At 73.5% G+C, this 13,418-nt stretch carries 15 protein-coding genes; 4 read left to right on the plus strand and 11 right to left on the minus strand.

Features of this window, described 5'->3' with window-relative positions; translation table 11 throughout:
• Window positions 1-64: 64 nt before the first annotated feature.
• The 4 genes from ACIQD7_RS27540 to ACIQD7_RS27555 all read right to left on the minus strand — a co-directional run bounded on the left by ACIQD7_RS27540 (window position 65) and on the right by ACIQD7_RS27555 (window position 3,297).
• On the minus strand, window positions 65-1,153 hold the full coding sequence (locus tag ACIQD7_RS27540) for a PDZ domain-containing protein (RefSeq protein ID WP_402445052.1): 1,089 nt from the start codon (window positions 1,151-1,153) through the stop codon (window positions 65-67).
• A gap of 66 nt (window positions 1,154-1,219) precedes the next feature.
• Window positions 1,220-1,378: a hypothetical protein gene (locus tag ACIQD7_RS27545; RefSeq protein WP_237529045.1), complete on the minus strand. Its 159-nt coding sequence runs from the start codon at window positions 1,376-1,378 to the stop codon at window positions 1,220-1,222.
• A gap of 233 nt (window positions 1,379-1,611) precedes the next feature.
• Complete coding sequence (locus ACIQD7_RS27550) at window positions 1,612-2,073, minus strand: molybdenum cofactor biosynthesis protein MoaE (protein ID WP_121832787.1); 462 nt, start codon at window positions 2,071-2,073, stop codon at window positions 1,612-1,614.
• 114 nt (window positions 2,074-2,187) lie between these two features.
• The gene (locus ACIQD7_RS27555) at window positions 2,188-3,297 is read right to left on the minus strand and encodes an SDR family oxidoreductase (protein ID WP_053646788.1); all 1,110 of its coding nucleotides are present in this window, start codon (window positions 3,295-3,297) and stop codon (window positions 2,188-2,190) included.
• 214 nt (window positions 3,298-3,511) lie between these two features.
• On the opposite strand from ACIQD7_RS27555, the gene ACIQD7_RS27560 reads away from it, so the two are divergent.
• Together ACIQD7_RS27560 and ACIQD7_RS27565 are read left to right on the plus strand one after the other, a co-directional pair.
• Window positions 3,512-4,993 (plus strand): zinc-dependent metalloprotease, encoded by a 1,482-nt coding sequence (locus tag ACIQD7_RS27560; RefSeq protein WP_402445054.1) that lies wholly within the window; start codon window positions 3,512-3,514, stop codon window positions 4,991-4,993.
• A complete protein-coding gene (locus tag ACIQD7_RS27565; protein ID WP_402445056.1) occupies window positions 4,990-5,511 on the plus strand; it encodes an NUDIX hydrolase in 522 nt (173 codons plus the stop codon). Before ACIQD7_RS27560 ends, ACIQD7_RS27565 begins: the two co-directional genes overlap by 4 nt.
• 58 nt (window positions 5,512-5,569) lie before the next feature.
• On the opposite strand, the gene ACIQD7_RS27570 is transcribed toward ACIQD7_RS27565, so the two are convergent.
• The 4 genes from ACIQD7_RS27570 to ACIQD7_RS27585 form a co-directional block, all read right to left on the minus strand.
• The gene (locus ACIQD7_RS27570; RefSeq protein ID WP_402445057.1) at window positions 5,570-6,325 is read right to left on the minus strand and encodes an AIM24 family protein; all 756 of its coding nucleotides are present in this window, start codon (window positions 6,323-6,325) and stop codon (window positions 5,570-5,572) included.
• Window positions 6,326-6,344: 19 nt separating this feature from the next.
• Window positions 6,345-7,025, minus strand: a complete 681-nt coding sequence (locus ACIQD7_RS27575; RefSeq protein WP_402445059.1) for an AIM24 family protein — start codon at window positions 7,023-7,025, stop codon at window positions 6,345-6,347.
• A gap of 14 nt (window positions 7,026-7,039) precedes the next feature.
• Window positions 7,040-8,683 (minus strand): TerD family protein, encoded by a 1,644-nt coding sequence (locus ACIQD7_RS27580; RefSeq protein ID WP_402445060.1) that lies wholly within the window; start codon window positions 8,681-8,683, stop codon window positions 7,040-7,042.
• 132 nt (window positions 8,684-8,815) lie between these two features.
• The gene (locus tag ACIQD7_RS27585) at window positions 8,816-9,427 is read right to left on the minus strand and encodes a M48 family metallopeptidase (protein WP_402445061.1); all 612 of its coding nucleotides are present in this window, start codon (window positions 9,425-9,427) and stop codon (window positions 8,816-8,818) included.
• A gap of 223 nt (window positions 9,428-9,650) precedes the next feature.
• Between ACIQD7_RS27585 and ACIQD7_RS27590 the strand changes: the two genes are divergently transcribed.
• Together ACIQD7_RS27590 and ACIQD7_RS27595 are read left to right on the plus strand one after the other, a co-directional pair.
• On the plus strand, window positions 9,651-10,871 hold the full coding sequence (locus tag ACIQD7_RS27590; protein WP_402445062.1) for a TOMM precursor leader peptide-binding protein: 1,221 nt from the start codon (window positions 9,651-9,653) through the stop codon (window positions 10,869-10,871).
• A gap of 41 nt (window positions 10,872-10,912) precedes the next feature.
• Window positions 10,913-12,334, plus strand: coding sequence for an ABC1 kinase family protein (locus ACIQD7_RS27595; RefSeq protein ID WP_402445064.1), 1,422 nt, complete (start codon window positions 10,913-10,915; stop codon window positions 12,332-12,334).
• Between the two features lie 6 nt (window positions 12,335-12,340).
• Here the strand turns inward: ACIQD7_RS27595 and ACIQD7_RS27600 are convergent, their stop codons facing one another.
• The 3 genes from ACIQD7_RS27600 to ACIQD7_RS27610 all read right to left on the minus strand — a co-directional run bounded on the left by ACIQD7_RS27600 (window position 12,341) and on the right by ACIQD7_RS27610 (window position 13,322).
• Window positions 12,341-12,523: a hypothetical protein gene (locus ACIQD7_RS27600; protein ID WP_121831597.1), complete on the minus strand. Its 183-nt coding sequence runs from the start codon at window positions 12,521-12,523 to the stop codon at window positions 12,341-12,343.
• 107 nt (window positions 12,524-12,630) lie between these two features.
• Window positions 12,631-12,954: a hypothetical protein gene (locus tag ACIQD7_RS27605; protein WP_121831596.1), complete on the minus strand. Its 324-nt coding sequence runs from the start codon at window positions 12,952-12,954 to the stop codon at window positions 12,631-12,633.
• Window positions 12,951-13,322: a WhiB family transcriptional regulator gene (locus tag ACIQD7_RS27610; protein WP_402445067.1), complete on the minus strand. Its 372-nt coding sequence runs from the start codon at window positions 13,320-13,322 to the stop codon at window positions 12,951-12,953. The genes ACIQD7_RS27605 and ACIQD7_RS27610 overlap by 4 nt, the downstream gene beginning before the upstream one ends.
• Window positions 13,323-13,418: the final 96 nt, after the last annotated feature.

The following is a 13,418-nucleotide window of genomic DNA, read 5'->3' on the forward strand; positions in this document are numbered from 1 at the left end:
GGAAGGGCGGCGCCCCGGCCGGGGTGCCGCCCTTTTCGTGTCCGCGCGGGCCGACTCCCGCTTCTCAGCCCTTCGTGCAGCTCGGGAGGGACGCCGTGTCGCCCTTGCGGAGCTTCTCCAGGGACTTCGTGGCGTCGTCGATGGTGTCCACCTTGACGAGGGTGAGGCCGTCGGGGATGTCGGAGGCGGCCGCGGCGCAGTTGTCGGCCGGGGTGAGGAAGTACTCGGCGCCCGCGTTGCGCGCGCCGACCAGCTTCATCTCGATGCCGCCGATCGGGCCGACCTCGCCCTTGTCGTCGATGGTGCCGGTGCCGGCGATGAACCGGCCACCCGTGAGGCTGTCCGGGGTCAGCTTGTCGATGATGCCGAGCGCGAACATCAGCCCGGCGCTGGGGCCGCCGACGTCGGCGAGCTTGATGTCGATCGTGAACGGGAAGACGTGGTCGGTGCCGGCCTGGATGCCGACGACGGCCCGGTCGCCCTCCTCGGAGGTGGTGGTCGTGATGACCACCTCGCGGGTCGCGGTCGGCTCCTTGCCCGCCTTCTCGGCGGCGGCCGCCTCCTTGGCGGGGACGATCGTGAACTCGACCTTCTGGCCGGGCTTCCGCTTGACCACCTGCGCGGCGACGCCGCTCTGCTCGGTGATCGCCACGCCGTCGACGGCCTTGATGACGTCACCGGCGTGCAGCTTGCCCTCGGCCGGGGCGCCCTTGACGACCGTGGCGACGACGACCCGGGAGACCACCGGGATGCCCAGCCCCTTGAGGGCGGCCACCTTGGCGCTCTCCTGGGACTGGCTGAACTCCTCGGCGTTCTCCTGGCTCGACTGCTCCTCGGTCTTGCCGTCCGGGTAGAGCGTGTCGTGCGGCACCACCACGTTGTCGTGGGCGAGCCACCCGTAGACGGCCTCGACGGCGTTCATCCGGTAGTCCGCGCCGGTGACGCGGACCGTCGTCATGTTGAGGTGGCCGTCGGTCGGGTACGTCTTGCGTCCGGAGATCTGCAGGACGGGCTCCCCGCGGGCGTCACCGAGGGTGTTGACCGTCGGTCCGGGGCTCATCTCCGCGTACGGCACCGGGATCAGAACGCCCGCGATGAGCAGGCAGATCAGGACCAGGGTGGAGGCGAGCATCGTCGCGGTGCGGCGTGGCATGGAACGACAGTACGGGACTCGCCTGTGGGTGCACCCCCGGGGCGGGTCCGTACGGGGCGGCCCGCGTCAGCCGGAGGAGGAGGGGGTGACGGCGGTGGCGGCCGCGGCCGGTTCGCGCTCGGGGCGGGCGGATTCGGGGAACGCGGGGTGCGCGGCCTCGGAGGGCGCGGGGTGGGCGCGTTCCATCGCGTCCCGGAAGCGGGCGTAGCCGGCGAGCTCGGCCACGTCGCCTATGGTCTTGTTCCTCGAAGCCCAGCTTCCCCATATCGCCGCGCCGACGACTGCGAAAAGCGGAATCAGCAACCAGGCCAGCGCTGCCATCCCGACCTCCCATCCCCAGTGAGTTGATCAGCAGACTGTTTCATCCGTGTCGTCAACGCTCGCGTGCGGGGGTCGGTTACGCAAATCGGGCGTTCGGCTACGCCCCGTCGGCGCGTCGCCTTGCTTCCCGGGCGCCCCTAGCAGGCACCCACCCATTCCTCGGTTCCGTCCGAGAAGGTCTGGTGCTTCCAAATGGGTACTTCGTGCTTGAGGTCGTCGATCAGCTTGCGGCAGGCCTCGAAGGCCTCGGCCCGGTGGGGGCAGGAGACGGCCACGACGACCGCGATGTCGCCGACCTTCAGGTCGCCGACGCGGTGGACGGCGGCCAGGGCGCGGACCGGGTGGTTCGCGACGACCTTCTCGGCGACCCGGCGCAGCTCCGCCTCGGCCGTGGGGTGGCAGGAGTAGCCCAGCGCGTCGACGTCCGCGCCGCCGTCGTGGTTGCGCACGGTGCCGACGAAGAGGGTGGTGCCGCCGGAGGCGTCGTCCCCGACGGCCCGGAAGACCTCGTCGACGGAGAGCGGGGTCTCCCGGATCGCGAGGAGCTTGATGGGGTCGGCCGAGGCCTGCTCGCCGGGGTGGTCAAACGTCAGTGCCATGAGCCCATCGTGCCGTACGCCGCCGACAACCCGGAAGAGCGGTTTCGACCGGCGCTCGGGACCCTCCGTAGGAGGGTCCTACAGTCCGCCGGAAGGCCCCCTCCCGGGCGCGGGTCAGATCCCGCGCCGCTTCCGCATCTGCCGGACGAGCGCCGCCGTGCCGAGCAGGGCCACCGTCGCGCCGGCCGCCCCGGCCGCCGTCGCGTCCTTGCGGCCCAGGCGGCGGCCGGCGACCGTGTGGCGGCCCTCGACCTCCTCCAGGAGCGCGGCGAGGACCTCCTCGTTCGTCCACTTCGGCCGCCAGCCGGCGTCGTGCAGGCGTCCGACGCTCACCACCCAGGGGTGCATGGTGTACGCGAGGTCGCCCGCCGGGGACGGGGTGAGGCCGATCCGGTGGAGGCGGGCCGCCGTGCCGAGGGCGACGGCGGAGGGCAGCTCCATGCGCCGGATCCCGGACAGCTCCTCGACCTCCTCCTGCTCCAGCCAGCCCTCGCAGCCGACCGCGAACTCCCCGTCGACCTTCTCCAGGGCCGCGTACTCCAGGGCGCTCACCAGGTCCTCGACGTGGCAGAACTGCCAGGTGGGGCGGGAGCCGGCGACGACGAGCAGCCGGGGCGACTCGAAGTAGCGGGTCAGCGCCGTGTCCGTACCGCCGACGAGGACGGCCGGGCGGACCACGGTGACGTGGAGGCCGGGGTGCGCGCGGGGCGCCCGGCGGCCCAGGCGCTCGATCTCCAGCATGTCGCCGACGCCGGTGGCCTCCGCCGTGGCCTTCAGCTCGGCGTCCTCGGAGAGCGGGACGTCGTTGTCGGGCAGGGCGCCGTAGACCATCGCGGAGGTGCAGAGCACCACCCGGTGGACGCCGGCGGCGGCGGCGGCGGTCAGGACGGTCTGCGTGCCGCGCACGTTGTAGGCCGTCCGGGCCGCGGGGTCGGTCTCCAGGTCGAGGTCGACGGCGAGGTGCACGACGACGTCGGCGCCGCGCAGCTTCTCCGCGATGGCCGGGTCGCGCACGTCGAGGACGTGCCACTGGGCCTCGGGGACCTCGCCCCGGCGCTCGTCGATGGCGACGACCCGCTTGACCTCGTCGGAGGCGGCGAGGCGCCTGGTCAGCAGGTCGCCGACGCCGGACGCGGCGCCGGTGACCGCGACGACGGGCCCGCGCGCGGTGGACCGGGTCGAGTGGTTTCGCGTTCCGCGAACCTGTGGATCTGGGGAACTCACCGGGCGTCTCCAGCGGTTGTCTTCAGTACGTACGCCGCACGACGTACGGACCAGGTGGCGTCCATCCTGCCGCAGGCCGTGCCCCGGCGGAGCACCGAGCCCGTTTCCGGCCCGGATGTCTACGCTGGTGGTGTGCGGAGCCTGTCGTGGGCAGGCTCTGGTCGGGCAGTCGCCGTCGGCAGGAGGCCGGCGGCCCTACGAGCCGAGGAAACCTGTGAGTGACACCCCATTCGGATTCGGCCTTCCGCCGGAGGAGCCGGAGGACGGCGACGAGGGCAAGAAGAAGGACCCCGCCGGAGGTGGCCAGGGGTCCGGTGGCCAGGGCGGCAACCCGTTCGGGGCGAACCCGTTCGGCTTCGGCGCACTGCCGGGCATGGGAGGACCGGGCGGCGCGGACAATCCGTTCGCGGCGATGTTCGGCTCGCTGAACCCCAACGACCTGGGCGCGGCCTTCCAGCAGCTCGGGCAGATGCTGAGCTACGAGGGCGGTCCCGTGAACTGGGACATGGCCAAGCAGATCGCCCGCCAGGTGGTGGCCCAGGGCACCCCCGACGGCACCAAGGACGCCAGCGTGGGCCCGGCCGAGAAGTCGGCGGTCCAGGAGGCCCTGCGCCTGGCCGACCTCTGGCTGGACCAGGTGACCTCGCTGCCCTCCGGTGCGAACGTCGCCGTGGCGTGGAGCCGCGCGGAGTGGGTCGAGGCGACGCTGCCGGCGTGGCAGCAGCTCGTGGACCCGGTCGCCGAGCGGGTCGGCACGGCCATGGGCGACGTGCTGCCGGAGGAGATGCAGGCCATGGCGGGCCCGCTGATCGGCATGATGCGCTCCATGGGCGGCGCCATGTTCGGCCAGCAGATCGGGCAGGCCGTGGGCGCGCTCGCCGGTGAGGTCGTCGGCTCGACCGACGTCGGCCTGCCGCTGGGCCCGGCCGGGCGTGCCGCGCTGCTGCCGCTGAACGTCGAGGCCTTCGGCAAGGACCTGGGCGTGCCCTCGGACGAGGTGCGGCTCTACCTGGCCCTGCGCGAGGCGGCCCACCAGCGCCTCTTCGCGCACGTGCCGTGGCTGCGGGCGCACCTGTTCGGCGCGGTCGAGGGGTACGCGCGCGGGATCAAGGTCGACACCTCGAAGCTGGAGGAGGCGGTGGGCCAGCTCGACCCGACGCATCCCGAGCAGCTTCAGGAGGCGCTCCAGCAGGGCATGTTCCAGCCGGAGGACACCCCGGAGCAGAAGGCGGCCCTGGCCCGTCTGGAGACGGCGCTCGCGCTGGTCGAGGGCTGGGTGGACGCGGTGGTCCACGAGGCCGCCAAGACCCGTCTGACCTCGGCGGACGCGCTGCGCGAGACGCTGCGCCGGCGCCGGGCGTCGGGCGGTCCCGCCGAGCAGACCTTCGCGACCCTGATCGGTCTGGAGCTGCGGCCTCGGCGGCTGCGGGACGCGGCGCGCCTGTGGGCCTCGTTGACCGACGCGCGCGGGGTCGACGGCCGGGACGGTCTGTGGGAGCACCCGGACATGCTGCCGACGGCGACCGACCTGGACGACCCGGACGGCTTCGTGCACCGCGAGCACCTGGACTTCTCCGAGCTGGACAAGATGCTGGGCGAGGCGGCGCGGGGCGACGCCCCGAAGGGTGACGCCCCGGAGGACGGGACCGAAGGCGGGGACAAGGGCGGCAGCGGCGGCGGGGACGGCAAGGAGTGACCCTGCACGACGACGCGGTCCTCGTGCTCAAGGAGTACGGGGGCCAGGAAGAGCTGCGCCAGGTCTACCTGGACCACCTGGACGCGCACCCGGACGGCATGTACAAGCCCTGCTCGGCCGGTCACCTGACGTCCAGCGCGCTGGTGGTCGACCCCTCGCGGGGCCGGGTGCTGCTGACCCTGCACAAGAAGCTGGGCCTGTGGCTCCAGATGGGCGGCCACTGCGAGCCGGGCGACGCGACGGTCGAGGCCGCCGCGCTGCGGGAGGCGACGGAGGAGTCCGGGATCCCCGGGCTCGTCCTGCTGCCGGGCGGCCCGGTGCGGCTGGACCGGCACCCGATCCCGCCGCCCTGCCACTGGCACCTGGACGTGCAGTACGCGGCCCTGGCCCCGGCGGACGCGGTGGAGCGGATCAGCGAGGAGTCGCTGGACCTGCGCTGGTTCGCGTACGAGGACGTGGCGGGCACGGCGGACGCGTCGGTGGTCCGTCTCCTGGAGGGCACGCTGGCGCGGCTGTGAGGAGACGGGAAGGGGGCGGGCGCCCGACCGGCGCCCGCCCCCTCCTCCGTACCCCTGCCTAGTTCCAGGCGTTGTTCTGGTTCTGGCCGTGGACGCCGTGCTGTCCGGCCCCGTACTGGGCGGCGATGCCCTGGCCGATGGCCGCGTGCTGCGGGGGCATGACCTCGCTGGGCTGGACGAGGGCGAAGCCCTGTCCGAGGAAGCTGAGCTCCCAGCCCTCTCCGGTGTCGCCGCGTCGGCGGCGGACGCTGGAGTTGTGGGTCTGCGCCTGCATCTGGACGCGGAGGCCGGTGGACCAGGCGACGATCGCGTCCGCGTCGACGCTGACGTACTTCTCGGGCGTGACCTGCATCATCAGCGGCTGCCCGGAGGTCATCAGGGCGACCTTGCCGCGGCCGGAGATGTTGAGCTGGTACTTGCCGGAGCCGGAGACGCCGTACTGGCTGTCGACGGCGATGACCTCGGTGTGGAGGGTCGAGTCGAGCGCCAGGACGTAGGCGCTGTCGACGGTGAGGCCCTCCTGCTCGACCTCCACGACGTGGACGTACTGCGCGAGGTTGGCGAAGTAGACCGTGCCCTGCCCGGAGCAGCGCATCAGGTCGAGGCCCTCGCCGGTGCGGGCGCGGGCCCGGCGCTGGTTCGCGGTCTGGTACTCGCCGTCGAAGTCGATGAGGCCCTGGTAGGCGACCATGGCGCCCTTGCGGGCGAGGACGTCGTCCTGTCCGGTCAGGCTGACCCGCAGGAGCTGCGGGTTCTGGACGACGTACCGCTCCTGGCTCTGCTGCTCGGCGTGGTTGAAAAGCGGGCTCTGCATGGTGTGTTCTCGCTCCCCCTCAGCCCCGGACCCGCAGGCGGTCGGTGCTGTCCTCGCTCGGCTGTACGACGACGATGCCCTGGCCCGAGAAGGCCATCTGGTACGCCTCGCCGCTGCCCCGTCCGATGAGGGAGGAGGCCTTGAAGCTGCGCTTGCCCTTGACCTTGAGCGCGGGCGACCAGGCGACGAGCGCGTCGGGGTCGACGTACGTCTCGTCCTCGCCGCGGCCGCAGTCGACGACGATCGGGGTGCCGCGCGAGGTGAGCGCGACCCAGCCGGTGCCGGCGATCGTCACGTTGAACAGGCCCTGCCCGGCGAACTTGGCGAGGCCCTTGACCCGCTCGACGCCCCACTGGAGGTGGGCGTCGAAGGCGAGGAGGTTGGTGCCGTTGACCGACAGGGAGTCGTTGTTGAGGTTGATCACGACGACGTCGGCGCCGTAGTCGGCGAGGTAGAGCAGGCCGTCGCCGGAGCACTTCATGATCGGCGCGCCCTCGCCCGTGGCCCACTGCTGGGCGTACTGCCGGACGGCGGGCGGGTTGGGCTCGTAGGTGATGAAGCCCTCGTAGGCGACCATCGAGCCCGAGCGGGCGTAGAGGTCCTGGCCGCTCGCCATGGCGACCTTGAGCATGGCGCTGCCGTGGTTCTCCATCCGGGCCGCGACGGGGGTCGGGACGTAGCCCGCGAGTTGCTGGTTCATGGCTTCGGGCTCCCTCAGACCTCGTAGGGCTGGACGACGATGAAGTTGCCGGGGGCGCCCCGGAACTGCAGGTTCACGGTCTCCCCGCTGTGGCCCGGGTAGGCGTTGCGGCGCAGGCGGACCTGGCTGGAGAGGATGACCTGGGAGGCGGACGACCAGGCGACGACGGCGTTGCAGTCGGCGAAGGTCGTGGGCGTGACCGGGAGGACCACGGGGATGCCGCGGGTCTTCACGACCACCGTTCCGCTGCCCTGGAACTGCATGGTGAAGAGGGCGCCGCCGGGGATGCCGTGGCCCTCGATGCGGCGGATCTCGTACTGGAGGGTCTCGTCGAACGCGAGGACGTTCTCGGCGGAGACGCAGATGCCGTCGCCCTGGAGCTCGATCGGGTGCAGCTGGGCGCCCTCCTCGGCGAGGAAGACCTGGCCGCGGCCGGTGCAGCGCATCAGCTGCATCTCCTGGCCGGTGGCGTTGCCGACGATCCGGCCGGCGAAGCCCGCGCCCTTGTAGCCGAAGTCGACCTTGCCCTGGTACATGACCATGGAGCCCTGCCGGGCCAGGACGGGCGTGCCGCCCATGGCGAGGTCGACCCGCATGAGCTGCTGGTTCTGCGGGGTCCAGCGGGAGCCGGTGGCGGTCTCCTTGTACGGCGCGAGCGCGGCGGCGAGGCCCGCGCCGGCGGCGGGGACGCCCTGGGGCACGCCCGCGTGCTGCTGCCCGAACGCGGGCGGCTGCTGGCCGTACGGGGGCGGGGTCTGCCCGTAGGGGGGCTGCTGGCCGTACGGCTGCTGGTGGCCGTGGGGCGGGGTCCCCGGCGGCTGGCCGTGGCCGGGGTACTGGCCCGGGGTCTGCCCGGGAACCTGCCCGTACGGGGGCGGGGTCTGCCCGTACGGGGCGGGCGGGGGCACGGGGGCCGGGGCCAGGGGCGCGACCATCGTGGGCGCCGTGTGGACCGGCGGCGCCGGCGGGACGGGCGCGGGTGCCGGGGCGGGCGGGGCCGCCGGGGCGCCGAACGCGGGGGCGGGTGCCGGAGCCGGGGCGGGGGCACCGAAGGCCGGGGGCGCCGCCGCCTGGGGCGGCGGGGCGAAGCCGGGCGCGGCCGCCTGCTGCTGCGGGGCGGCGGGCTCCTCCTCGGCGACCTCGCCGCCGAAGTTCCGCAGGAGCGCCTCCAGGCCTCCGTCGAAGCCCTGGCCGACGGCGGCGAACCGCCAGACGTCCTTGAGGTAGAAGTCGCCGAGCATCACCGCGCGCTCGGTGGAGAACTCCGCTCCGGTGAACGCGTACCGGGCGACCTCCTCGCCGCCCGCGACGATCCGCAGGTGGCCGGGGCCGACCTGGGACATCTGGCCGGCGCCGTCGATCGTGGCGGTGAAGGACAGCTTGTGGATGTGCGCGGGGATGCGGTCGAGGGTGACGCGGAAGGACTCGGTGTCACCGGCCTGGGCGCCGAGCTGCTGGATGGACTCCTCGGGCGACTTCGGCTGGTTGAAGAAGACGAAGTAGCGGTCGTCGGAGAGCCGCTCGTCGGCGTCGAGGCCGAAGCAGCTGATGTCGAAAGTCAGTCCGGGCGCCGCGATCTGCACGCCCACGTACAGATCGGTCCCCGCGGTCAGATCACTGATCTTGGCCTTGTGGCCGCGTTGGAATTCCCTGGCCATGCGTAACGACCGTCCCCCATCCCGAATGGCGAATGCTCGCGCCAGGCTAACCGCTGCGTGCGACATTGAGACAGGCCAGGTCGTTTTCGGTACGGAATCGGGAAATCCGCGTGCCCGGGCGTGGCGGCGCCGTCACTCCTCGCGAGCGTCGGAGAGGCCCTCGTCGTCCGGGCGGCCGGGGTGGCCCGGGAAGTGGGGGAGGCGGTCGGCGGCGACCACGCCCTCCAGGTAGCCCCGGGCCCGCTCGGTGCGGGGGTAGGCCTCCAGGAGCCGCCAGAAGCGGGGACCGTGGCCGGGGACGAGCAGATGGGCCAGCTCGTGCAGGAGGACGTAGTCGACGACGTACTCGGGCATCCCCTGGAGCCGGTGGGAGAGGCGGATGCTGCCCTCGGAGGGGGTGCAGGAGCCCCAGCGGGTGTTCTGGTTGGTCACCCAGCGGACCGAGCCGGGGCGGACCCGGCCGTCGAAGTACTGGCCGGACAGGCGGAGCGCCCGCTCGGTGAGCTCGCGGTCGCCGAGGACGCTCCGGCTCTCCTTGGCGGCGAGCTTGTCCAGCATGACCCCGACCCAGCGCCGCTCCTCCGCCTCCGACATCCGGGCGGGGATGAGGACGACGGTCCGGTCGCCCTCGCGGTAGGCCGAGACGGTCCTGCTGCGCCGCGCGCTCCTGCGGACCTCGACCGCGCTCGGCCCCGGGTCGCGGGGCGGCTTGCTGGTGACGCTGCGTCGTGGGTCGGCGGGCACGGCCCCGACGTTACCCGTTGCCGGGACGGTTTCGGGAACGGTCCGGCCGCACCGCGCCCCATTTGAATGACTAATCCCCCGGCCTGTGGACAACTTTCCGCACGGGTCGGGGCGGCGGGGGCATTCTCACTCCCGTGACGGCGGAAATCCGTTGTCGATCATGAATGCGGATCGCGCGTGCGGATCATGGGCGCGGGCCATGAGTGCGGACGGGGGCGGGGAAATGCATCCGATGGTGAAACCGGCACTGCGGCGGGCCTGGCGGAGCCTGCGGTGCGTGCAGTTCGGGGTCACTCCGGCCCATGCCGTGGTGCTCGACCCGGTCGGCCCGGAGACGGAGGCGGTGCTCGGGCTGCTCGACGGGACGCGCGGGGTGGAGCTGCTGCGGGCCGAGGCGCGGGCGCGCGGTCTGCCGGACGGGCGGCTGGAGGCGCTCCTCGGCCGCCTGGAGTCGGCCGGGCTGCTCACGGACGGGGCGACGGGGCGGCCCGGGCGGGCGGGTCCGGCCGCCGGGGCGGCGGACGCGGCCCTCGATCCCCTCCGGGCGGACCTGGCCTCCCTGTCCGTGGTCCACCCCGAGCCGGAGCGGGCGGCGGGGGTCCTGGCGGCCCGGCGGGCCCTGCGCGTCCAGGTGCGGGGCGCGGGGCGGGTGGGGGCGACGGTGGCGGCCCTGCTCGCGGCGGCGGGCGTGGGCCGGGTCGAGGTGCTGGACTCGGGCCGGGTCGAGCCCTGGGAGACGGCCCCGGGCGGCCTGCCGCCCGAGGCCGTCGGCGAACGCCGGGCGACGGCCGCCCGGCGCCTGGTCGGCCACTGGTCACGGGGCACCGCACGCTGGGGCCGAAGGGGCGGCGGGGGCGGCGCCGGGGCGGGCGAAGGAAGGAGCGGGGTGGGCGGCGGGCCGGGCGGGGGAAACGGTGGCGCGGGTGAAGGGAGGGGTGGGGCCGGGCTTTCACTCGTGGTGGTGACGCCGAGGGACGGGCTCGGCGCGTACGTCCCCGATCCGCTCCCGGCCGAGTGGTGGGTCTCCACCGGCACCCCCCACCTGTACGCCGGGGTCGTCGAGGCCACGGGGGTGGTCGGGCCGCTGGTGCTGCCGGGCGGCACGGCCTGCGCCCGCTGCCTCCAGGAGGAGCGGACGGACCGGGACCCGGTCCGGCCCCGGCTGCTCGCCCAGTGGCGCTCCGGCGCCCCGCATCCGCTGCCCGCCTGCGACCTGGGGCTGGCCACGGCGGTGGCGGGACTGACCGCCGCGCACGCCCTCGCCTTCCTGGACGGTGACCTGCCGGCGAGCACGGGCACCCGCTGGGAGGCGTCGCTGCCGTTCCTGGAGTGGCGGTCGGAGCGGTTGAGACCCCATCCGGCCTGCCCCTGCGGGGCGGCGCGCGGAGGAGAGGGGGAGCGCGCCTCGGCGGTGCTGGACGCGCACGACACAATGGCGGGGTAACGGTCCCGCGCGGCACGGCAGTCTGGGTTATGGAGGGGCGCATGTCTGATCTTCCCCGGAAGGCGGTCACCCGGACCGCCAAGTTGGCCGCGTTGCCCCTGGGCTTCGCGGGCCGGGCCACCTGGGGCCTGGGCAAGCGGATCGGCGGCAGGTCCGCGGAGATCGTCGCCCGCGAGCTCCAGCAACGCACGGCCGATCAACTCTTCAAGGTCCTCGGGGAGTTGAAGGGAGGGGCCATGAAGTTCGGGCAGGCCCTCTCCGTCTTCGAGTCGGCCCTGCCGGAGGAGGTCGCCGGGCCCTACCGGGCGGCGCTGACGAAGCTCCAGGACGCGGCGCCGCCGATGCCGACGCGGACGGTGCACGCGGTCCTGGAGGAGCGGCTGGGCGCCGACTGGCGGGAGCTGTTCCTGGAGTTCGAGGACAAGCCGGCGGCCGCGGCCTCGATCGGGCAGGTGCACCGGGCCATCTGGCACGATGGGCGCGAGGTCGCGGTCAAGGTGCAGTACCCGGGCGCCGGGGAGGCACTGCTCTCGGACCTGACGCAGCTGAGCCGCTTCGCCCGGCTGCTCGGCCCGCTGGTGCCGGGCATGGACATCAAGCCGCTGATCGCCGAGATGCGGGACCGGGTCTCGGAGGAGCTGGACTACGCCCTGGAGGCGGCGGCCCAGCGGAAGCACGCGGAGGAGTTCGCGGACGACCCGCACGTGGTGGTCCCGGCGGTGGTGCACCAGTCGGACCAGGTCCTGGTGACCGAGTGGATGGAGGGCCTGCCGCTCGCGGAGGTGATCGCGGACGGCACCGGGGAGCAGCGGGACCGGGCGGGTCAGCTCCTCGCCCGGTTCCTCTTCTCCGGCCCGGCGCGCACCGGTCTGCTGCACGCCGATCCGCATCCGGGAAACTTCCGGCTGCTGCCCGGGACCGGGCAGGACGAAGGAGCCGACGGGGAGGGGGACCCGGAGGGCTGGCGGCTCGGTGTCCTGGACTTCGGCACCGTGGACCGGCTGCCGGGCGGGCTGCCCGAGACGATCGGCACCTGTCTGCGGATGACGCTCGCCGGCGAGGCCGAGACCGTTCACGACCTGCTGCGCGCGGAGGGGTTCGTCAAGGAGACCGTCTCGCTCGATCCGGACGCGGTCCTGGAGTACCTGCTGCCGATCATCGAGCCGGCCGAGGCGGAGTCGTTCGTCTTCACCCGTTCCTGGATGCGGACCCAGGCGGCCCGGATCGCCGACCCCCGCTCCCCCGCGCACCAGTTGGGCAAGCAGCTGAACCTGCCGCCCTCGTACCTGCTGATACACCGGGTGACGCTGAGCACCATCGGGGTGCTGTGCCAGCTGAACGCGACGGTCCGTCTGCGCGACGAACTGGACGAGTGGCTCCCGGGCTTCGCGGAGCCGGAGCCGGAGACAAAGGCGGAACCGGAGGCCGAGGCCGAGGTCGAGGTCGAGGTCGAGGTCGACTAGGAGGCGTCACCACCAGGAGGAGTCGAGCCTGCCCTCGATGGCGCGGAGGTTGGCCCGGGAGCAGTCCTCGCAGAAGTACACCCGGCGGCCGTCCTCGACCGCGCGGGTCCAGGTCAGCGGCAGGGTGTCGGCGGTCCTGCCGCAGCGCGCGCAGGTGAGGGGCTCCTCGGGTGCACCGGCGTCGTTCACCCTTGCGACGATAGCCCGGCCGGGCGCCCGCGGTCCCGCACCACGCACCGCGGGGGCCGGTCCTGAAGGACCGGCCCCCGCGACGGCGCCCCGGAGGGCGCGGGTTCTCAGTGCATGACGGCCATGGCGAGCGCGCGGCGGGCGCGCAGCGAGACGCGCTCGGCGCGGCGCTGCATACGCCGGGCGGCGACCAGGCGCACGGCCTGGCGTTCCGCGTCGGCCTCACGCCGTCGGTCGTGCATATGGGCACGGGCCAGGGCTTCTGGGATGAGTTGCATTTCACGGGTCCTGTTCTGACGCGCCACGGGCGCGGCGGCGGGGGAGAAGCTGGGGGTCGCGGAGCCGGCGGGCTCGCTGGTGGAAGAGGTCATCGGGGCCTGCTTCTGGGGATCGTGCGTGTGGGGGCGGTCGATGGTTCCGGTGGCGTTCATGCCGCGACCGGGTTCTTGCGCGGACGGCCACGCGGCCGCTTGCGGGCGACGACCACGCCCTGGACGAAGAGCTCACCGCCCCAGACGCCCCACGGCTCGCGCCGCTCCTTGGCGCCGGCGAGACAGGCGGCCATGAGCGGGCAGGTGCGGCAGAGGGACTTCGCGTACTCCACGTCGGCCGGGGACTCCGCGAAGAAGACCTCGGGGTCGTAGGAGCGGCAGGGGACGGGGACGCCGAGGTTCTCGATGGCGTCGTCGAGCGCGGTGAGCGCGGTGAGGGGGGTCAAAGCGGGGTCCTCCGTGGGGCGGCCGGGCTGGGGGAGCGGTGCGGAAGGCGGTACGGACGGGGCGTGCGCTTCGAGTTGCACGGTGTTCTTTCCTCGTCTGGTCGTTCCGGCCTGTTGGCCGGGCTTTCGGCTGGTACCGGGTGTTTCTGTCCCGAGGCCCCTTCGCCCGTCCGTCCC

This window comes from Streptomyces sp. NPDC093071, from assembly GCF_044754545.1.
Taxonomy (GTDB): Bacteria; Actinomycetota; Actinomycetes; order Streptomycetales; family Streptomycetaceae; genus Streptomyces.